Here is a 19237-nt window from a genome sequence, read left to right on the forward strand (position 1 = left end):
TGCGTATGTTGCCGTTATACTTGTGCCGGTTGCTCCTGTTGGGCCTGTATCACCGGTTGCCCCCGTTGGACCTGTTGCTCCTGTTATTCCTGTCGCTCCTGTTGGACCTGTTGGACCTGTTGCTCCCGTTGCTCCTGTTATTCCTGTTGCTCCCGTTGGGCCTGTATCACCGGTTGCCCCCGTTGGACCTGTTGGACCAAGCTTAGGTACTGTCCCATCGCAACTAAAACAACATGAATCAACATGTACACCATTTTGATTATTACACCCACAATATCCATTTGTATTATTGAGCCATGAAGACATGTTGATCCCTTCCTTCAAATTCAATCTTTTCAGTACAAACAACGAATTATAAAACAACTATCCAATAATAAAGAAATACTTTATTCCGTACATTCTAATAATTATTACATGCGACACCCTTCCCTTTTGCTTGTACATTCGCCTTCCTGCTTAAACGAAATTCCTTTTCTGCATTTTCATATACATATAGATTTCAACCTCATATATTGAAATCTGTATAATTCGTTATTTTTCGTCAAAATTTTAAAAATATATTGACACTTAAAATATCATCATAGTATGATTTGGATGTTGTAATTGATAACGATTTTCAATATCGTACATTACAAATTAAATAATTTATTTGGGGGCAGAAGATGAAGAAAATTCTCAGTATTTTCATAGTAATTCTTCTATTCGCTGTTGGATGCGGACAGCAAAAAGAGGAGAAAAAGGAAACAAAAGCGGACAATAAAAATCAAACTATAACAATTAAACACGCTGAAGGGGAAACGAAGTTAGATAAACCAGCGAAAAAAGTTGTTGTACTTGAGTGGGTATATTCAGAAGACTTATTAGCACTTGGTGTTCAGCCAGTAGGGATGGCAGACATTAAGAATTATAATAAATGGGTAAATACAAAAACAAAACCGAGTAAAGATGTTGTAGATGTAGGGACACGTCAACAACCAAACTTAGAAGAAATTAGTCGTCTAAAACCAGATTTAATTATCACAGCATCATTCCGTGGTAAAGCAATTAAAAACGAATTAGAGCAAATTGCTCCTACAGTTATGTTCGATCCATCAACTAGCAACAACGATCACTTTGCTGAAATGACAGAAACATTTAAACAAATTGCAAAAGCTGTTGGAAAAGAAGAAGAAGGTAAAAAAGTATTAGCTGATATGGATAAAACATTTGCTGATGCAAAAGCAAAAATTGACAAAGCAGGCTTAAAAGATAAAAACATCGCAATGGCACAAGCATTTACTGCTAAAAACGTGCCAACATTCCGCATCTTAACTGACAATTCTACAGCTTTACAAGTTACAAAAAAATTAGGTTTAACAAACACTTTTGAAGCGGGTAAATCAGAGGCAGATGGTTTCAAACAAACAACTGTAGAATCATTACAAAGTGTACAAGATTCAAACTTCATTTACATTGTAGCGGATGAAGATAACATTTTTGACACTCAACTAAAAGGCAATCCTGCTTGGGAAGAATTAAAGTTCAAAAAAGAAAACAAAATGTATAAATTAAAAGGCGACACTTGGATTTTCGGTGGTCCTGAGTCTGCAAAATCTTTAGCAACACAAGTAGCAGATGTAATGACAGCGAAGAAGTGATTACACGATGAATAGCTTACAACATACACTTCGAGCAAGTCTTGTATTCGGAGGAGGAGCAGCTCTCTTGCTCCTCCTTTTCTTTATTCATATCGGACAAGGTCAAGCAAATATTTCCTATAGTATGATTATCGATGCTCTTATCTCACCGAACCAATCACTAGAGCACCAAACTTTAATCATGCTTCGATTACCTAGAGCCGTAATTGCTATTTTAGCTGGAGGTGCTCTTGCTGCATCTGGGGTCATTTTGCAAACATTAACAAAAAACCCACTTGCTGAATCAAGTACAATGGGAATTCACTCTGGCGCATATTTCTTTCTAGTAGCGGCTACAATTTTCTTACCGAAAGGTCTGCAAATTAACTCACTTCTTTTCACATTTATCGGTGGTGCTATTACTGCTTTATTTGTATACCGTATTTCTGGTGGGAAAAAGGGAACCCCACTTAGAATGGCACTAGCTGGGATGGTCGTTACATTAATGCTTTCTGCTTTTACTGGAACGATGCAGCTTTTCTATGAAAATGAAACGGCTGGTTTATTTTTATGGGGAGCTGGCTCTCTTATCCAAAATAACTGGGATGGCGTTCAATTTGCTTTTCCATTTATCATTATTTCTTTCCTAGTTTTACTATTTATGTCTCGTAAACTCAACATCCTCTTACTTGGTGACGATGTTGCTGTTTCTCTTGGTGAAAAAACAGCAGTAACACGTCTTATCGCCTTCATTGCTGCAATCTTTTTAACAGCAGTAATTGTCACTGTCGTTGGACCGATTGGGTTTGTTGGCTTAGTTGCACCACACTTAATGCGCCTTATTGGTTACCGGCAACACTTTACTCTTCTTCTTTCCTCATTCTTATGGGGAGCAGTATTATTACTTGGGGCAGATGTCGTCGGTAGATTAATAGATCCAACTGGTGCAGAACTTCCTGTTGGAGCAGTCACAGCAATGATTGGGTCACCTTGGCTTATTTATTTAGTGTATCGTATGATGAAGTCGAAACAATATATGAATGATAACGGTGCGAATACAGCTGGAGCTAGTTCCCGCTATTACTCTTATAAAAAGGTAATCATCATATCTATCACGCTTTGTATTGTGACGATTGCTCTTGGTGTTACAATCGGTAGTAATGCTTATATCGAAAGCATTACAAATGTTATAACAGGGCAATTAACGCAATTTGATAAAAATATGATGATGAACCTTCGTTTACCAAGAATGCTCGTTGCCGCTATTGCTGGCGCATGCCTTGCAATAAGTGGGCTTGTCTTCCAAGGAATATTACGAAACCCACTTGCCGACCCTTCGATTATTGGTATTTCGTCTGGAGCAGGTGTCGGTGCTTTAACTATTATGTATGTTTTCCCTGCACTTCCAGGTTTCTTCCTACCAATTGGTGCATTTATCGGCGGACTACTTGCAGTTGGAATTGTCCTCTTCTTCTCATGGAAAGCAGGATTTAGTCCAACAGCTCTTGCTTTAATAGGGATTGGTATTTCGGCTCTCGGCTCAGCAATTATTCAAATCTTTATCGTTAGAGCGAATTTGAATGTTGCTGCTGCTTTAACATGGCTATCAGGCAGTACGTATGCAAGAGGATGGAATCACTTAGAAAATATCATTCTATATCCATCACTTATTCTTATACCAATTATCTTTTTCTTAATGAAACAACTTGATGTCCTTGTACTTGGAGACGATTTAGCAACTGGACTCGGACAGCCTGTAAATAAAACGCGTCTTGCTCTAATTGTACTAGCGACACTTCTTGCATCTATAAATATCGCGGCTGTCGGTACAATCGCCTTTTTAGGCCTTGTCGCTCCTCACTTAGCAAGAATTGTTGTTGGTATGAATCATCAAAGATTATTCGTTTGTTCCGCTCTGTTTGGAGCAATCCTTCTTTCTGTTGCTGACTTACTTGGACGTACAATCGCATATCCGAAAGAAATTCCCTCTGGCCTTGTCGTTGCTGTACTTGGGGCACCTTATTTCTTATGGTTGATGAGGAAGAGTGGGAAGAAAGTTAATTAAAAGACGGCTTCATATATATGAAGCCGTCTTTTCCTATTATGGCATAAAATTAATATAAGCTTTGTACAGAATATATATAATAAGTGCATACATGATTATATTGAATACACTTCGTTTTAAAGTTAACTTTCTCTTTAATTTCTTATCCTGTAATTTTAGTTCTATTCCATTTGCTACTTTCAGTCTACCTACTATTTGAAATAACTCTCTGTAATCATCAGCATTTCCCAATAATACGTACTCCTTATCATTTTTATACTTTATATGTAGAAATTCACTCCCACCTTTACGGTCTAATATTGTTCTCATAGAAGCTATTCCATTTAATACACATACTTTTATATCAACTTCATTATAATAACGATCCACAAAAAATACATACAACCGTTTATTTGTAACGATTAGCACATTATTAATACCGAAGTTCATCGCAAGAACGCCTACCCCTAATGTCATGGCTGTGCCTGTCTGCCAATTTTTCACACGAGGATTTTCGACAAGCATACTATATAAAATCTCTTCGCTTCCCTGTAACTCTTCTTGTACAACCTCATAACAACGTTTCATTAAAATTGTTTTTGTTACAACTTCTTTTGTACGATTTATTTTCTTTTTATCTATTTTCTCATCATTTCTATAATCATCTACAAAATTATCGCTATACTGCAAGTTATTTAATTCCTGAAGTAACTTTTCTTTATTCATTTCTTTCCCCCCCCCAACAGCTTCTTCAATTTCTTTCTCCCTCTTGAAAGCCTGCTATATACCGTATCTCGTGTCATACCGAATTCAAGCGCTATTTCTTGTACGCTATATTCATCTAAATACCTTTTTATAAAAATTTTCTTATCTTCTTCATTCAATTCTTTAATTAAAACGTAAAAATTATAATCTCGCTCTTCTTTTGTTAAATTGACATTTTTTCTATCTTCATATATTTCTTGCTGAAGCTCTTGTAATTGATAAGCCTTATTACTTTTTCGTTTATAATCAATAGCTTTAAACTTAGCGACAGATATAAGCCAGTTTCTAAACTTCCCACGATTTTCATCATAACTACTAATGTTGTACGAAACGATTAATAAAATATCGTCAACACATTCGTCCACTAATACCTTGCTCTGTGCCGTATCTAAAACACTATGAACCACCTTATAAATTAAATCCCCATATCGATCAATTGCTGTATGTAATGCTAACATGTCTTGTTTTCGAAGACCTTCTACTATTTCTATATCCTTCACCCTTATCACCACTCTTTATCCCATTCTTTATTCATTATATATACGAATGAACACATTCGTTTCCTGACACTTTTACAAATATTTTCTAATTGTTTTCATATTGTAGCAAATACTTAATTAATTATTTCTTGTGGAACAGGGATTATATTATCTCTCACGAATTTAATCTATGAACAAAAATAGGAGGGATAACAATGTACCAAACAATTGAAGGCTTCTTTCAATCATGGACATACGAATCAGAGTCTACTCAGAAAATGCTTAATTCATTAACCGATGCATCTTTATCACAAGAAATTGCGCCTGGGCATTGGACATTAGGAAGAGTTGCTTGGCATATCGTAACGGCAATTCCTGTTATACTATCTGGCACAGGCCTAAAGTTTGAAGGAGAAACGAAAGATTATCCTGTTCCAACTTCTGCAAAAAAAATTGCAGATGAATACCATAAAGTGAATGCAGCTTTCGTTGAAGCACTTCAAAGCGAATGGAATGATAAAGATTTAGCAACTATTAATGATTTCTTTGGTCGTCCTATGCCGAATTCTATATTTTTAATGACACTTATTAATCATCAAAATCACCACCGCGGACAAATGACGGTTTTAATGAGGCAAGCTGGCTTAACAGTTCCTGGCGTATATGGTCCTGCAAAAGAAGAATGGGCTGCCGCTGGAATGGAAGTTCCTAAAATGTAAAAACAAAAAAAGACAAGGTGTTTACACATCTTGTCTTTTTCTGTAACTTGTTTCATGTGAAACTATTTTTTCTAAATGGTTGTTTTATGGAAAAGATAGGTTAAAATGAATACATATTACGAAGAGGAGTAACCAAATTGAATACAAAAAATAAAAAAATAGCTATGGGAACTATTTTACTAACTTCTATTATTGGAGTGATTAGTGTATCTCTTTATTTCACCTATTATGGTACCCCTTGGAGAAAACAAGCAGCAATTACGGAATCAAAAGAATATATTACAAAATATTTTAATCTAGATGCAGAAGTCAAAAATACTTCTTACGATGCTAAAATGAATAGCTATGCAATCTCCTTTGAAACAAGTACCGACGGAGAGTTTACTATCGAATATAAAAGTCCTAATAACTTTAACATTTCTCCAGGAGTGCAAGAGTATTTAAGCAAACACTCTAAATTTAGAGAATAGTAACGAAGCATACATATACAAAAAGAGTTGGTGTAACACCAACTCTTTTTTACTTATTCTTGTCACGTTATTGCATCTTCCCTCTCAATATTTTTAATCCCAAAATAAGCAATCACCATACCGATCGCTGCAAATGTGAATTGAAGAGGTAGAAAAGTCGCTATCGGAAATATTGGCTGGTTATTAATTGCGATTGACACAACGATAATAGATGCAACGATTGTAGTTGGCACCGAATGTTTACGCATTCCGAAATATAGAGGGATTAAACTTATTCCCGCAGTTGCAACGGCTAAAGGAACAAGGTTTATCCCTTCTTGCTTCAATTGATCTATTGTGAATGAATTAGGAAGAATTGAAAAATAGCTATCTATTCCAAAGAAAACTCCTACTACTAAAGTGTTAGATACAATAACTGTTATAAATGTTACTGTTGCTGTAATAGCCAACTTACTAATCATCATTTTCTTCCGGTTAATGGGATAAGAAAACATAAGTAGTATTGTTTTATTTTTATACTCATTAATTATTAGTTTTGCAATTAGTACACCACCAAAAACAATAAATGTTGACCTTACTAACACGCTAGCCGTTAACAAAATCGTCTGTGGATCCCTTATTTCTGGATCGCCTTCTACTTGAGCAACGATGCTCACAAATATCATTAATGCCAGTATAGTTATATTTGCAATAACTGCCCCTTTTACGTACCAGCCAAGCTTAAACTTTTTCAATTCTAGCTTCATTAAATGTAGCATGATAATCCTCCTTCCTCCTAAGAATTAATCAATATAAATGACTCCTGTTTCACTTAAAATCTTCGCTTCGTTTTTTGCATCACCAATAGTTCCTGCTTTTATTTTTTCTGTATTTTTATCTTTCTTAAGTCCTTTTAAATCTACTATTATGTCAGTCGAATTACTTTTAGCTGTAAGCTTCAATGAAGCTGGGACGCCTTTATACCTTACGCCAATATCGCCTGATTTTGTTTCTACAAATAATGATTTTCCTTCTGTCATATCTTTCAGTAATACTTCTCCAGATGTTGAAGTGATGCTCATATTTTCGTTTTTTACATTTTTCATATAATTATCACCAGTAGTAGAAGTTATATTTACTTCTTGTAATGAACTATCTTTTAACATTAAATCTCCACTTTCGGATGTGAACTCACCCTTCTCTGCCGATAGTCCTACAATCATTTCATCTCCAGAATTGCCTTTTGTCACGATACTTTTTACTACTATATCGCTTATTTTCACATCACCTGATTTATTATTTAATACAATTTTATCTATTTCTTTCTTCGGAAGAGCTATAGATATACTATTTTTCTTCCTAAACGTAAAACCATTAAAAAATCTGTTCGCCTTTTGTTGTTGCTTAATCACAATTTTATTTCCGTCATTTTCCATTTTGACGGGATCTATCTCTTGATCTACTTGTTGACCTTGGGCGGAAATTACTATTTTATTAGCGTCTGTACTTTTAAATTCAATATCCCAGTTTTCATTGTCTACTTCTATTTCTTTTATATTATTTATCTCAAAAGACTTTTCTTTCTTAAAATCTTTCCCCTGAAATACCTTAAAACCAAAAACCGTACTAGCAATTGTAATGAATAATATTGCAATTACTATTATTTTTTTCACCATTCATACCCCAGTTCGTTTTTTGTTTTAGGCTTGCTTCACGCCACATCGATCTTGTCGATTTTACGAAACGATAGATAACTAATGAAAATTCCTAATAAACAGAGCACTATTGGGATAGCTATAAAATCAAACATACTTACTTGACCGTTTCCAGAACCAAAGTTACCACTAATCAGCATACCAATTATTACTGCCGAAGTAATCGTTGTCGGTGTCGATTTCTTTCTCATTCCAAAAAACAAAGGAATTAAACTTATACCAGATATCATAAATGCACTTATAATAGTACCTGGAACGATAGCTATTATTTCACCTATCGTAGCAGGTGTTCCAATCAGTCCCATCATTGGACTCACAAAATATACGAGCAAACTAATAATGAAAGTCGCGATAATCGTGCTCACAAAACAAAAACAAAAAACAATTGTTAATTTCGCACTCATTAGCATTTTCCTTTGTAGCGGATACATAAATGATAGTTGTATCGTTTTGTTCTTATACTCATCAATTACTAAACGTGATAAAATGACCGAACTAAAAATAATGAATGTTATCCTAATAAAAATATTTGCTAAAGCCATGTTCTGTGTGAAGTCAGAGAAGAGCACGTCTCCCTCGGCTTTCATTCCCAATGCCATAAGGCTTACTACAGCGAAAATTGCTATAATACAAATTGCTACACTTTTAAAGTAACTAGATAATTGATGTTTCTTCCATTCGAGCTTCATTAATTTAAACATATAAACCACGCCTCCATTCTTTATATACCTGTCTCTACACTGCTAACATTCTAATTCCAGCAGTAACTACGCTTAACATTCCTATCACTAGTAGAATTAACAACCATTTCCGCTCTGGTTTTCTATAATATAAAATTCCACTTATTAGCATTACGATAAATCCACTTACCAGGTTCAGCCACAGTCCATTAAGCATGAATACCTTCTCCATCCATTACATTTAAGAAATATTCTTCTAAGGAACTATGTTTCTTATTAATACTTTCAATTTCCACATCGTTCATAATAAGTGCTTTTGAAATGGCTTGCTGTGTCACCGCCACTTCATAAACCCGAATCATGTTTCCACTCATTATTTTGTAGTTTTTTATACCAAGTTTATCTTCTAAAATATAAGCTGCACGTTTCACATCAGGAACAGTGATTTCAATGTACTCTGTTTGCTTTCCGTTAATACTCTTCATTGAAACTTCTTTTATTAGTTTTCCATTTTGAATCACACCAATTGTATCGGCCATTAGTTCCATCTCACCTAAAATATGACTAGAAACTAATAATGTAATACCGTATTCTTTGCAGAGCATTTTAAATAAGTCTCGTAACTCTTTAATACCAATTGGATCTAAACCGTTAATTGGTTCATCTAAAATGAGCAATTCTGGCTTTGTCACGATTGCCCTTGCAATACCAAGTCGTTGTTTCATTCCTAATGAAAAATCTTTTACTTTTTTATTATCTATCCCTTGTAGTTTCACTAAATGTAAAGCATGGTCAATTGCATTTTTATCGTAGTAGCCCATATATTCACAATGTAGGTCTAAGTTTTCTTTCGCCGTTAATTTATCATAAAAGATTGGGTATTCAATAATTGTCCCCATTCTTTTTAATACTTCATAAGATGTATCTGTTAATTTCTCACCGAAGATTTCAATATCACCACTCGTCGGTTTTATTAAATTTGTAATCATTTTCATAATCGTTGTTTTACCAGCACCGTTTGGTCCTAAAAAACCGTAAATTTCTCCTTTTTTCACATGCATGTTAACACCGGAAATAACTTCTTTCCCTTTAAACACTTTCGTTAACTGGTTTGTTTTTAATATATACGTCATGTTACTTTCCCCTTTCGCAATACTCTATATTTCTATAATAGACAACGGAAATCTCTTTTTTCTTACCCGTTTCTTACAAATTCCTTACGCTGAAAAAAAGCTTGTAGAATTTACTTCTCTACAAGCTAAAACTTCATCTTTGTTAATACAACTGTAAAAATCGTTTTTTCATATGGCTTACTAGAAAGATGAATCTTTCCATCCATCGCTTCCACAAGCCTTTTCGTAATCGTTAATCCCAGGCCGCTTCCTTGGTACAATTTATTTCTTGAGTCTTCAAGTGTATACATACGCTCAAACACTTTATCAATATGAGATTCATCAATTCCTTTTCCTTTATCCCATACGTCTATATACACACTCGTTTCATCATCTCTTAACGTCATACCGAGTGTCTTTCCAGCCTCTCCATATGTAATTGCATTTGATATTAAATTATTTAACACTCTGCCTAATACTTCTGTATTTCCAAGTGCATATATATTTCTTTCAGGTATATCAATATGAACATGAAATCCTTTCGTCGTCACTAAATCATAAAAAGATAAAATCTTCTCGCGGCAAACTTCATTCATATTTACTTTTGTTATCTCTATTGCCTTGTCACCAGATTCTAATTTTGCTAAATCAAAGAACTTATGAATTAGTTCCATCACTTCCAGCGTTTTTATATGAACCTTTTCAAGTAATATTTTCTGTTCTTCTTCATTTATCGTTTTATCCTCATTTAACATTTCTGTATATCCAAGAATAACTGTTAGTGGTGTTTTCAAGTCATGCGAAATATTTGAAAGCATTTTTCTCATCGAAATTTCTACTTTTGCATGATCCGCATTCGTTTTCTGTTTTGCATCTAATAATTGATTAATTGCTACTAATAATTTTTGCAATTCTAGATCATCTGTCATAACGAGTAACGTCTCGCCTGTTTTTTCATTTACAATACTTTCTAATTTTTCATATGTGTATCGTAAGTTTTTGCTACTATTTTTTCTCATCTTATATTGTATATAAATGATACATAACAATATAAAAATAATGCCCATTAACAGATTGGTCATATTACATCACTTCCAACTTATAGCCGATGCCCCATAACGTTTTAATATATTCTGGATTAGATGGATCACTTTCAATTTTCTCACGCAATCTTCTCATATGAACATTAATAACGTTATCATCACCGTAATACTCTTCATTCCAAACTAACGTATAGATTTGTGCTTTTGTAAATACACGATTTTGATTCTTTACGAACAGTTTTAAAATCTCAAATTCTTTTAAAGTAAGTTTGAGAGGGTTCCCGTTTTTTTCTACAGTAAAATTAATTGGATCGATTGTTAAATCACCAATCTGAATCACCTTTTCTGTTGTTTCCGTAGTCGAATATTTTGTAGACCTCCGAATACCCGCTTTTACACGTGCAGCTAATTCAATCATAGAAAATGGCTTACAAATGTAATCATCTGCCCCAAGTCCTAATCCAACAGCTTTATCAACATCTGTATCTTTTGCTGACATCATTAAAATTGGAACGGCACTTTTTTCTCGAATGATTCGTACAACCTCTAAGCCATCTAGCTTTGGCATCATAATGTCGAGGATAATCAAATCAAATGAACCTTTTAAATATGTATTTACTCCCTCTTCTCCATCAGACGCGATTGTAACTTGAAAGCCCTCTTTTATTAAATACTTTTCCACCATCTCTTGAATTGAGATATCATCTTCAACTAATAAAATATGATGTGACATATGTCTATCCCCTTTTTACAAACGTTAACAATTCAATTGTATCGTAACTACTACAGACTGGAAACAATTATATGAATTTTCAAACCAACTTCCCTTCCTTCCTTAACAATGATATGATGAAATTCACTACGATTGTTCATAATTAACTTTATATAAAGGAGACTTATCATGTCAGAGAATAAAAAAGTAAGCTTAGCTGATTTAATGCGCGAACAACTTGCTAAGAAAAAGCAAGGAAATGGAAATGGCCAAAATGCAAAAAGTCAAAGCCAAGAAACGAAAAAATTACAAAACCAACAAACGAAAAAAACAAACAACCAACGTAGACGTACAGGTGTATAAATGAACGGACAAAAACGTTCTAATATCGCACCCGGTCTTGAGGTTGATATTGTATTAAAACAAGATCAACGAACAGGCAAATTAACACGTGGAATTGTAAAAGATATTTTAACAAACTCCCCTTCCCATCCGCATGGCATTAAAGTGCGATTGCAGGACGGGCAAGTCGGTAGAGTACAAAATATCGTTCAATAAGAAAAGGAGCTCAAGTAAACCCGAGCTCCTTTTTCTTTATCAGCCTTTAATTTTTTCGATGAAAACTACTTTTAAGTAGTCTCCCTCTTTAAATTGATCAATTGTACGAAAATCTTCTGGTAAAGAATGTTCTTCTAATATTTTGTATTTACCGTTCATTTCTTTAAATGCAGTATCGATAAAGCCTTTAAACTTTTTCATATCAAATGCGCTACAATTTGTAGAAGCAACGATAATACCGTTATTTTCTGTAATCGCGATCGTTTCTTTTAATAAGTTTTTATAATCTTTCGCTGCGCTAAATGTATACTTTTTAGAACGCGCAAAGCTTGGAGGATCTAATACAACCATATCGAACTTCATTTTTTTCTTCGCAGCATATTTAAAGTAAAGGAATACATCTTCTACAATAATATCTTGTGCTTCGTAATCAATTTCGTTGACACTAAATTGTTCAATCGTTTTACTTAAACTACGATTTGCAAGGTCCACACTCGTTGTTTTAGTCGCTCCACCAAGTGCTGCAAATACAGAGAAAGCACCTGTATAAGAGAACATATTTAACACAGTTCTTCCTTGTGCATATGTATCACGAATTTGTTTTCGAACGTTACGCTGATCTAAAAATACACCAACCATTGCTCCGTCATTTAAATAAACCGCAAAGTTCACACCATTCTCTTTTACGATAAGTGGGAACTCACCGCGCTCTCCTGCTACGAAATCATCGCCTTCAATGTATTTCCCTTTCGTATCAAAACGCTTTTTCTCATAAATACCTTTAAAGTTTGCTACTTTTTGAAGCGCCGCTATGATTTCATCTCTAAAAGTATAAATCCCTTCACTATACCAGCTCACTACGTAATAACCGTCATAATAATCGATGATTAAGCCGCCAAGACCATCACCTTCACCATTTAGGACACGGAATGCTGTCGTATCATTTGATTTGTAAAACTGTTTTCGTTTATGTAAGGCAGATTTGATTTTACTTTCAAAGAAAGATTGATTAATTTGTTCACTCTCTTTTCTCGTTAAAATCCAGCCGTATCCTTTATTTTGTTTTCCATAATAGCCTTTTCCGATAAATTGGTTCTTCTCATCTACTACTTTGATGATTGTCCCTTCTTCACGAATATCGTTTAAATTTTGAATCGCATCTTTTAAAATAAGCGGATATCCACTTTTAATTTCTTTTATAAATTTCGGTTTTATTTTTATAGTTACTTCAGATCGCATGTAATGTCTTCCTTTCCATTTGAATGCTTTCTATTAGTAGGAAGCATGTAAAAAACGAGGCCGAAAAACAGCCTCGTTTCACTATACCATATTATCGCTTTGCTAGTACAACCCGCTCAGCCTTACACCTAATCGCAATATATTTACTAACTTATGAAATAAACATCATACTTTCAAAAAAAATTTATATATTTCATTATTGCCATTGACAATGATAATGATTTTCATTATCATTTAATGTATATGAGTTCTTGAAAATATAGCTACATTTATAGGAGGAATACACATGATTATTGTTACAAATACAGCTAAAATTACAAAGGGAAATGGGCATAAATTAATTGAGCGTTTTAATAAAGTAGGTAAAGTTGAAACGATGCCAGGATTTTTAGGATTAGAGGTTCTTTTAACGCAAAATACAGTTGATTATGATGAAGTAACAATTAGCACTCGCTGGAATGCAAAAGAAGATTTCCAAGGTTGGACAAAGAGCTCAGCATTTAAAGATGCTCACTCACATCAAGGCGGAATGCCAGAATATATTCTTGATAATAAAATTGCTTACTATGATGTAAAAGTTGTACGTATGCCAATGGCTGCAGCACAGTAAAAACAGTTATTTTTTAAGTATAGAATATGAGGAGTGCTATCACTTCTCATATTCTATACTTTTTCTTTAATTTCTTTTCACTAATTTTGCATGTACAACTAACCTTCCAGCCTCTGGATCAAGCGCATAGTCACATGTAGAAAGTGTTACAATTTCATTATTAGCCGTCAATTCCGTATCCGTTTTGTACAGTGATTTTTCTTGAATTTTCTTTAAGAACGATGTATATGCTGCATCATTTTCAAAATCCGTTTCAATGTAATAAAAGTCCGTTGTTGTCGTATATACTGAAAAAACTTCAACATCGTATCCTTCAAATAATGTATCGTAATATAATTTACGATGGGACATGAAGAATTCTTCATCCAACATTTTTTTTAAACTCCCAAACATAGAACCGTCCTTCATACGATGACCATATAAAATAGTATTTCGGTTTTGAGATTTCACATCATTACGGTGGTCCATAAAAATACTTCCCGCTCTCATATCTTCACCTTTGTAATTACGAAATAAATAGTAATCATTATCCTTCGCTTGAACGATTGGATAATTAATTTGTGTATCATCCATCGTAATCCATCCAACTATCTCTGGATTAATTTTTTGGAGAGCTTGAAACTGCTTACGTACTTCCCCATCCTCTGATTTTTCTTCCATTGGACTTCTCTTATAAATATGTTGCGCTTCAGCCATTACTTTACGATTATCATAATAATCCATGAAAATCCCACCCAATTCATACATTGAATAGAAAAAGATTCCTAAAAACACAATGGTAAGTATGCGTTGAAAAAATGAATTCTTTTTCCGTTCTTTCTTACTATTCAAATTATCACCTCAAAACGGATTATGCTCAGCCTTTAGATTCCCATTGGTACCATGTATAGTCCTGTATCTTCATCCTGCTTTACAACGACATCTACACCATATATTGCTTTAACCATTTCTTCTGTTATTACATCATTAGGATTACCTTTCGTAACAATCTCTCCATCTTTCATAACGATAATATGATCACTGTAACGAATGGCTTGATTAATATCATGTAATACCATTACAATCGTTAGTCCATACACTTCATTTAACTCTTTCACTAATTCTAATATTTCTATCTGATAATAAATATCTAAATATGTTGTCGGCTCATCTAAGAAAAGCATTGGTGTATTTTGAGCTAATGTCATTGCAATCCAAACTCGCTGTCTCTCTCCGCCTGATAAAGCATGAATTGGCTTATCACGTTTACCTTGTAAATTCGTACATGTTAGTGCACGCTCAATCGCTTCTCTATCTTCATCTGTTTGCGGAGAGAAAATATTTTTATATGGCATACGTCCAAAGCTTATTAGCTTTTCCACTGTAATATCTGCTGGAGCCTCATTTTGTTGATGGACAACCGCTAGCTTTCTAGCAAACTCTTTCGGTTTATATTCACTAATCGCTTTCCCATCAAGTATTACTTCTCCACTGCTAGGAGCGTGATTTCTAGACATGACACTAAGTAATGTTGATTTCCCACATCCATTCGGGCCAATAATTGTTGTAATTTTCCCAATTTCTATTTCACTACTAACAGACTTTAAACGATTTGTTACGTTATCGTATGAAAAGGTTACATTTTTAATTTCCATAAACTTTATCACTCTTTCTAAGCAAGAATATTAAGAATGGACCACCAATAACTGCCATAATTGTTGCTGCTGGAATTTCATTAGGTGGCACAATTAACCTTCCAATTGTATCTGCCGTCAAAATTAATAACGCCCCTGCAAGAGCAGAAAATGGAATTAATACTTTATGGTCTGAACCGACTAATTGTCTTGAAATATGCGGAATGAGTAATCCTACAAAAGCAATAACACCTGCAATCGCTGTTGATACTGCCGCTAAGAGTACTGCAATGGCAGAAATAATAAGACGAACTCTCGTCACGTGCAAGCCTAAGTTTTTCGCAGTCTTATCTTGTAGCGATAATAAGTTACACCAAGCTCCTACGAACAGAGCAAGAATAAGACCAATCGTTCCATAAGTCACCATTATTTCTACATCGCCCCACGTCTTCATTGTTATGTTAGAAGTCGTCGTTTGCTTAATACTCTTAATAAAATATCCACAAATCGTAACGAATGATTCATTTAATCCAGTAAACATTGCATTAATAGCAATACCAATTAAAATAATGCGGAGTGGACTTAATCCAGACTTCCATGAAAAAGAGTAAACGAGATAACACGCAAGCGCACCGCCTAAAAATGCGAATACTGGTGTCCAGAAAAAGAATTGCGGAAACAACGTAATAATAACGAGTGTCATAAAACTTGCTCCAGAAGATATCCCGATTACCCCAGCATCAGCAAGTGGATTTTTCATAACAGCTTGAAAAAGCACACCAGAAACAGCCAGAGCTGCTCCAGTAAATAGTGCAATAATAATACGTGGGAAACGTAAATCTTTAATCACTTCAACATCTTCATTTCCCCCTGTAAATATCCCTTGTACAAGCTCAACAATACCTACTTCTAAACTCCCTTTCATCGCTGACAATGATGTCATAACAATAAGCAATGCAGTAACAATGAGGAAACTCCAAGTTTTTTTATTCATTCCACTCTTCCTTTATATTAAAATGCATCACGGATACATCATTTTTTTCAATTCATCTAACGCTTCAATTGCTGCTAAATTGCCTGTCGTTCCAAATAAACGCTCTTCTAAATCGTAAACACGGTTATTTTTAACTGCAGCGAAGTGCTTCCAAATGTCATTCGTTTTAAATTCTTTATCGAACATTTTTACAACTTCATCAGGCATACCATGAGCTGCTCGTAAAATAATATCTGGATCAGCTTTCTTTAAGTACTCTGTATTAGAAGCTAAATACTCTACTCGTTCACCTTGTACAATGTTTTTACCACCTAGTTGTTTCACTAAATCTCCAATATAAGAATGCTCTGTTGCTACTAAATAACTTCCTGGCACACCTAACAAAATAAGTACTGTCGGTTCTTTCTTTCCTTTTACTTCTTTTTGAATGCTAGCAACCTTTTTATCTAACTTAGTTACAACTTCTTTAGCCTGCTTTTCACGTCCATATTTCTTACCTAAATCGCTAATAGAATTTTGCATATTTTTCAAGCTTGTTAAATCTAAAAAGTTTGCTTTCATACCCACACCATCAAAAACTGGCTTTAATTCATATTCAAGTGTTGTCACAGATAATACTTCTGACGGCTTTAATGATTTTACCTTTTCCATATCTGGACTCATTGGATTCCCAACTTCAGGTAAACCTTTATATCGCTTTGGTAAAGTTTTAGAACTTGTTGGAACGCCGACTAAATCTACTTCTAACGCATCCATAATTTCAGTAACAGCCACTGTTGTTGCAACAATGCGCTCTTTACTCTCACTCTTTACCTGCTTTGCTGTTTCTTTTTTGGGTGATGAGCACCCGGCTATACTCATTAACAAAATGATAGCCATTAGTACACTTGCAATTTTCTTCACTCTCAATCACCACTCCTTTCCATACAATATGAAACAAGTCTTGATGCACGCGAACATGCATCAAGACTCCAAAAATTACAATCCACCCGCTCTATATTTACGAACTAGTAAAGCAAGTGAACCTAGCAGTAACACCATGTATAAACCAAGTTGTGCTGTATCTGCAGTTTTTGAGTTTTTCTCTTTTTTTGCATCATTATCTGTAGCATTGTTTTTCTTCTTATCATCTGCATTTCGATTAAAATCAGGATTACCTACTGTTTTTACATTATCTACTTTCGGTGTAGTCACTGGATTTTTCGGTTCATTTTTTGGATCCTCTTTAATAGTTCCTAACGCACCGATATTATTTGTATCAAATTGAATTTGTACATCGTAGAAATGATGGTAGTTCATCTCATCGATGTCTACCTTTACTTTTGCGTTTAATTTTTTAAATATATCTTCTACTTCAAACTGTACTACTCGCGTATTTGCATTTTTATCTTCGCTTATTACTTTCGCATCAGCGAATAGCTCATTGTTTTCCGTTTGGAATTTCGTAATCCACACGCTATTTTTCAGCGTCATCTCAATGTATTTTTTACCATCTTTTACGATTAATTTCGCTGGATTTACAACATAGTCATGCATCTTTGAAATCTCATCTGTTTTATCTTTTAATACTTTAAATGTAATATCATATTGACCGTCTACTAAATTTTTCGGATCAACTATTACTTTCGGTTTATTATTTCCACCTTGGTTATCATTTCCACCTTGGTTATTGTTTCCGCCTTGGTTGTTGTTTCCGCCTTGGTTGTTGTTTCCGCCTTGGTTGTTGTTTCCGCCTTGGTTGTCGTTTCCACCTTGATTCCCTAAAGCTTTAATACTATCTTGATCAAATACAAATTGAACATCGTAGACATGGTGATAATTCATTGAATCAATATCTACTTTTACTTTTGCATTTAATTTTTTAGACAAATCGTTTACTTCTACTTCTACTACTCTTGTATTTTGTTCTTTATTTTCACTTAACACTTTTGTATTAACGAAAGAACCATTCTTCTCAAATTCAAATTTCGTAATCCATGTACTATTTGTTAATGTAAACGATACATATTTCTTACCATCTTTTACTTTTAATACACCTGGACTTTTTGTGTATGTGTTCATCATTGAGATTTCATCTGTTTGATTTTTTAACACTTTAAAGCCAATGCTGTATTCACCATCTTTAAGAGCTTTTGGATCAATTGTTGTGTTATTATCTTGGTTGTTGTTTCCGCCTTGGTTATTGTTTCCACCTTGGTTGTCGTTTCCACCTTGGTTATTGTTTCCGCCTTGGTTGTCGTTTCCGCCTTGCTTGTCGTTTCCGCCTTGCTTGTCGTTTCCGCCTTGCTTGTCGTTTCCGCCTTGGTTATTTAACGGCTTAATGCTACCTTTATCAAATGCAAATTGAATATCGTAAAAATGGTGATAATTCATTGAATCGATATCTACTTTTACTTTTGCATTTAACTTTTCCGATAAATCCGGTACTTCTACTTCCACTACGCGTGTATCAGCTTTTTTATCTTCACTTATTACATTTGCATCAACAAACGAACTATTTTTCTCAAATTCAAACTTTGTAATCCAAGCACTATTCGTTAACGTAAAGGATACATACTTCTTACCATCTTTTACTTTTAACACACCTGGACTTTTTGTATATGTGTTCATCATTGAAATTTCTTCTGTTTGATCTTTTAATGTTTTAAAATTGATGCTGTATTCACCATCTTTAATTGTTTCAGCATCTGGATTTTTATTATCGTCTGGTTTTTCTACTTCCGGTTTTTCTACTTCTGGTTTTCCTACTTCTGGTTTTTCTACTTCTGGTTTTTCTACTTCTGGTTTTCCTACTTCTGGTTTTTCTACTTCTGGTTTTTCTACTTCTGGTTTTCCTACTTCTGGTTTTTCTACTTCTGGTTTTTCTACTTCTGGTTTTCCTACTTCTGG

The 19237-nt window shown here is 34.3% G+C and carries 22 protein-coding genes and 1 pseudogene; 7 read left to right on the forward strand and 16 right to left on the reverse strand.

Going from position 1 to position 19237, the window contains the following annotated elements; translation table 11 throughout:
- A pseudogene (locus tag JDS98_RS29020) lies at positions 1 to 306 on the reverse strand (BclA C-terminal domain-containing protein); the annotation flags it as partial.
- Between the two features lie 356 nt (positions 307 to 662).
- Between JDS98_RS29020 and JDS98_RS29025 the strand changes: the two are divergent.
- Both JDS98_RS29025 and fhuB read left to right on the forward strand, forming a co-directional pair.
- On the forward strand, positions 663 to 1637 hold the full coding sequence (locus JDS98_RS29025) for an ABC transporter substrate-binding protein (protein WP_097880415.1): 975 nt from the start codon (positions 663 to 665) through the stop codon (positions 1635 to 1637).
- Positions 1638 to 1644: 7 nt separating this feature from the next.
- Positions 1645 to 3681 carry a Fe(3+)-hydroxamate ABC transporter permease FhuB gene (fhuB, locus tag JDS98_RS29030; RefSeq protein ID WP_199634596.1) on the forward strand — a complete coding sequence of 679 codons (2037 nt, stop codon included), beginning with the start codon at positions 1645 to 1647 and terminating at the stop codon, positions 3679 to 3681.
- Between the two features lie 36 nt (positions 3682 to 3717).
- On the opposite strand, the gene JDS98_RS29035 is transcribed toward fhuB, so the two are convergent.
- Both JDS98_RS29035 and JDS98_RS29040 read right to left on the reverse strand, forming a co-directional pair.
- Positions 3718 to 4386, reverse strand: coding sequence for a hypothetical protein (locus JDS98_RS29035; protein WP_033665774.1), 669 nt, complete (start codon positions 4384 to 4386; stop codon positions 3718 to 3720).
- On the reverse strand, positions 4383 to 4934 hold the full coding sequence (locus JDS98_RS29040) for a sigma-70 family RNA polymerase sigma factor (protein ID WP_199634597.1): 552 nt from the start codon (positions 4932 to 4934) through the stop codon (positions 4383 to 4385). The genes JDS98_RS29035 and JDS98_RS29040 overlap by 4 nt, the downstream gene beginning before the upstream one ends.
- A gap of 185 nt (positions 4935 to 5119) precedes the next feature.
- On the opposite strand from JDS98_RS29040, the gene JDS98_RS29045 reads away from it, so the two are divergent.
- Both JDS98_RS29045 and JDS98_RS29050 read left to right on the forward strand, forming a co-directional pair.
- The gene (locus tag JDS98_RS29045; RefSeq protein WP_098821377.1) at positions 5120 to 5623 is read left to right on the forward strand and encodes a DinB family protein; all 504 of its coding nucleotides are present in this window, start codon (positions 5120 to 5122) and stop codon (positions 5621 to 5623) included.
- 137 nt (positions 5624 to 5760) lie between these two features.
- Entirely contained in the window at positions 5761 to 6093 is a 333-nt protein-coding gene (locus tag JDS98_RS29050; RefSeq protein WP_199634598.1) for a YfjL-like protein, read from the forward strand.
- Positions 6094 to 6155: 62 nt separating this feature from the next.
- On the opposite strand, the gene JDS98_RS29055 is transcribed toward JDS98_RS29050, so the two are convergent.
- From JDS98_RS29055 to JDS98_RS29085, 7 genes are all read right to left on the reverse strand, one after another.
- Complete coding sequence (locus JDS98_RS29055; RefSeq protein WP_199634599.1) at positions 6156 to 6851, reverse strand: ABC transporter permease; 696 nt, start codon at positions 6849 to 6851, stop codon at positions 6156 to 6158.
- A gap of 24 nt (positions 6852 to 6875) precedes the next feature.
- Entirely contained in the window at positions 6876 to 7748 is an 873-nt protein-coding gene (locus tag JDS98_RS29060; RefSeq protein ID WP_199634600.1) for a DUF4097 family beta strand repeat-containing protein, read from the reverse strand.
- 35 nt (positions 7749 to 7783) lie between these two features.
- Positions 7784 to 8488: an ABC transporter permease gene (locus tag JDS98_RS29065; RefSeq protein WP_098821374.1), complete on the reverse strand. Its 705-nt coding sequence runs from the start codon at positions 8486 to 8488 to the stop codon at positions 7784 to 7786.
- A gap of 34 nt (positions 8489 to 8522) precedes the next feature.
- Positions 8523 to 8684 carry a hypothetical protein gene (locus JDS98_RS29070; RefSeq protein ID WP_098821373.1) on the reverse strand — a complete coding sequence of 54 codons (162 nt, stop codon included), beginning with the start codon at positions 8682 to 8684 and terminating at the stop codon, positions 8523 to 8525.
- Positions 8677 to 9600, reverse strand: coding sequence for an ABC transporter ATP-binding protein (locus JDS98_RS29075; protein ID WP_000221061.1), 924 nt, complete (start codon positions 9598 to 9600; stop codon positions 8677 to 8679). The genes JDS98_RS29070 and JDS98_RS29075 overlap by 8 nt, the downstream gene beginning before the upstream one ends.
- Positions 9601 to 9725: 125 nt before the next feature.
- Positions 9726 to 10661, reverse strand: a complete 936-nt coding sequence (locus JDS98_RS29080; protein ID WP_000183219.1) for a HAMP domain-containing histidine kinase — start codon at positions 10659 to 10661, stop codon at positions 9726 to 9728.
- Position 10662: 1 nt separating this feature from the next.
- Positions 10663 to 11355, reverse strand: a complete 693-nt coding sequence (locus JDS98_RS29085) for a response regulator transcription factor (protein ID WP_199634601.1) — start codon at positions 11353 to 11355, stop codon at positions 10663 to 10665.
- Between the two features lie 168 nt (positions 11356 to 11523).
- Between JDS98_RS29085 and JDS98_RS29090 the strand changes: the two genes are divergently transcribed.
- Both JDS98_RS29090 and JDS98_RS29095 read left to right on the forward strand, forming a co-directional pair.
- Entirely contained in the window at positions 11524 to 11697 is a 174-nt protein-coding gene (locus JDS98_RS29090) for a hypothetical protein (protein WP_001293579.1), read from the forward strand.
- Positions 11698 to 11892 carry a YwbE family protein gene (locus JDS98_RS29095; protein ID WP_001014310.1) on the forward strand — a complete coding sequence of 65 codons (195 nt, stop codon included), beginning with the start codon at positions 11698 to 11700 and terminating at the stop codon, positions 11890 to 11892.
- Positions 11893 to 11931: 39 nt separating this feature from the next.
- Here JDS98_RS29095 and JDS98_RS29100 read toward each other — a convergent pair whose 3' ends face one another.
- Positions 11932 to 13131, reverse strand: coding sequence for a class I SAM-dependent rRNA methyltransferase (locus JDS98_RS29100; RefSeq protein WP_001255942.1), 1200 nt, complete (start codon positions 13129 to 13131; stop codon positions 11932 to 11934).
- 286 nt (positions 13132 to 13417) lie between these two features.
- Here JDS98_RS29100 and isdG point away from each other — a divergent pair, with 286 nt between their 5' ends.
- Positions 13418 to 13741 (forward strand): heme oxygenase, encoded by a 324-nt coding sequence (gene isdG, locus JDS98_RS29105; RefSeq protein ID WP_000587821.1) that lies wholly within the window; start codon positions 13418 to 13420, stop codon positions 13739 to 13741.
- A gap of 66 nt (positions 13742 to 13807) precedes the next feature.
- Here the strand turns inward: isdG and srtB are convergent, their stop codons facing one another.
- From srtB to JDS98_RS29130, 5 genes are all read right to left on the reverse strand, one after another.
- Complete coding sequence (gene srtB, locus JDS98_RS29110; protein ID WP_098821370.1) at positions 13808 to 14572, reverse strand: class B sortase; 765 nt, start codon at positions 14570 to 14572, stop codon at positions 13808 to 13810.
- A 32-nt stretch (positions 14573 to 14604) separates the two neighbouring features.
- Positions 14605 to 15375, reverse strand: coding sequence for an ABC transporter ATP-binding protein (locus JDS98_RS29115; RefSeq protein ID WP_098821369.1), 771 nt, complete (start codon positions 15373 to 15375; stop codon positions 14605 to 14607).
- Positions 15365 to 16348, reverse strand: a complete 984-nt coding sequence (locus JDS98_RS29120) for a FecCD family ABC transporter permease (RefSeq protein WP_199634602.1) — start codon at positions 16346 to 16348, stop codon at positions 15365 to 15367. The genes JDS98_RS29115 and JDS98_RS29120 overlap by 11 nt, the downstream gene beginning before the upstream one ends.
- 27 nt (positions 16349 to 16375) lie before the next feature.
- On the reverse strand, positions 16376 to 17257 hold the full coding sequence (gene isdE / locus JDS98_RS29125; protein ID WP_199634603.1) for a heme ABC transporter substrate-binding protein IsdE: 882 nt from the start codon (positions 17255 to 17257) through the stop codon (positions 16376 to 16378).
- A 69-nt stretch (positions 17258 to 17326) separates the two neighbouring features.
- Positions 17327 to 19237 (reverse strand): NEAT domain-containing protein (locus JDS98_RS29130; RefSeq protein WP_199634604.1); only part of this gene is annotated, 1911 nt, incomplete at its 5' end.

Source organism: Bacillus cereus group sp. N11, assembly GCF_016483605.1.
Classification (GTDB): domain Bacteria; phylum Bacillota; class Bacilli; order Bacillales; family Bacillaceae_G; genus Bacillus_A; species Bacillus_A toyonensis.